The organism is Streptosporangium sp. NPDC049376 (assembly GCF_044466505.1).
GTDB lineage: Bacteria > Actinomycetota > Actinomycetes > Streptosporangiales > Streptosporangiaceae > Streptosporangium.
Window position 1 is genome coordinate 1 of the sequence record NZ_JBITMT010000054.1, and the last position, 1,553, is coordinate 1,553.

At 67.3% G+C, this 1,553-nt stretch carries 1 protein-coding gene; it reads right to left on the minus strand.

All coding sequences use genetic code 11. The features are described 5' to 3' along the window. Nucleotides 1–89: 89 nt before the first annotated feature. A complete protein-coding gene (locus tag ACIBVQ_RS40525) occupies nucleotides 90–1,364 on the minus strand; it encodes a phytase (protein ID WP_399184273.1) in 1,275 nt (424 codons plus the stop codon). Nucleotides 1,365–1,553 lie beyond the last annotated feature (189 nt).

A 1,553-nucleotide genomic window follows, 5' to 3' on the forward strand; every position in this document is an offset into this window, starting at 1 on the left:
CCGGTGAAGGTCTCCACCCATAAAGGATCAGCGCGCAACACCCCGCCCATACAAGGAAGATGCCCAACCACACGCTTCTGCAACAAGATTTAGTCGCGCGGGTCCCAGCCGTCGGTGTCGACGTCCAGGTTCAGCTCCTCGGCGATGTCATCCCATTCGGTGTACTTGAAGTTGGTGTTCTCCCTGTCGGGCACCTCGGGGGTGTTGGCGCCGTCGTGGGCGATAAAGACGCCCTCGTCGAAGTCGCCGAGCGGCACGTTGAGCACCATCGAGCCGTCGCTGTGCTCGACTCCGTCGAGGCCGTTGCCCGAGCCGACGCGGAACTGGCCGAGGTAGGCGTTGGAACCCTCGCGCCGGTAGACGGCGAAGGTGTTGTCACCCTGGCTGGAGGCCAGCAGGTAGCCCTTGCCGTCCTCGCGGTAGTAGATCGTCAGGCCCTCGGCGTCGGCTGACAGGTGTGTGCCGCCGTAACCGGGGTCGGCGCCCGGCGTGCACTCCTCGGTCTCCTCGTCGTACGTGCCGGGCACGCCGAACTCCTTGACCTTGTCGAGCAGCACCGGCGTGCCGGTCAGGTCGGCGCGCAGGCGCCAGATGCCGACGTCCTCCTGGGCCGCGTAGAGCACGTCGCGGTTCTGGTCGACGACCATGCCCTCGACCTGGGCGAGCTCGTCGGGCTCCATGCAGGGGGTCCAGCTCGTGCCGTTCGGCAGCGTGAAGGAGGCGGGCAGGTCGAGCGTGCGCACCGGCTGGTAGCTCACCTTGCCGCCCGCGGTCGCGACCAGCTTGAACAGGCCGATCGAGGTCTTGTGGCGGCGGCTGACCAGGGCGTAGGTGCCGGTCGAGTCCTTCCAGGTGGCCAGGCCGTACCCGGTCTCCTGGTCGTTGACCTCGGCCTGAGTGCTGTTGAAGAGGAATGGCACGGCCGGGTCGGTCACGTCGGTGAGGTGGCCGTCGTTGATGGCGTAGAAGCGAAGGTGGTCGCGCCCGCGGTCGGAGACGACGGCGAGGTCCTTGCCCGCGAAGCCGTAGGCGACGTCGACGTTGTTGAACCGGCCGTTCTCGTCGTCGGGGCCGGGGGCGGCGGGGGCGTCGATGTGCTGGGTGAGCTGGCCGTCGAGGTCGTAGACGTTGAGCCCGCCCTCCTTGGCGGTGGTGACGACGACGCTGTCCTCGTCGTCGGACGGGTGGACCCAGATCGCGGGGTCGTCGCCGTTGGCATTGCCGCCGGCCTCGTCGTCGAAGAGTGCGGGCGTCTCGACCTGGGGTTCGATGGACGGGATGCTCTGGCTGGAGGCGGGGGCGGCCAAGCCGCCCACCAGCATGACGCTCAGGGCAGCCAGAAGCAGCGGTCGGACAGGACGCATTGTTCTCCTTGCGGGGGTGAGCAGGTGCTCTCGGGCGAGAGACCCTTCTACAGGGGGGAGATGTCGCCATGACGAACGCCGTATGGCGGACAACTAAGCGGCATTCCAAAAGTTCCGCTTGTAACCAGCCGGGAGCCAAGGGCTGGTCCATGGAACTGCGGCGGTCAGCAACTGATCCGGTGAACGGGC

Excerpts from the sequence above, each read along its gene's own strand:
- ACIBVQ_RS40525 (WP_399184273.1), bottom strand. The coding sequence starts at position 1,364 with ATGCGTCCTGTCCGACCGCTGCTTCTGGCTGCCCTGAGCGTCATGCTG.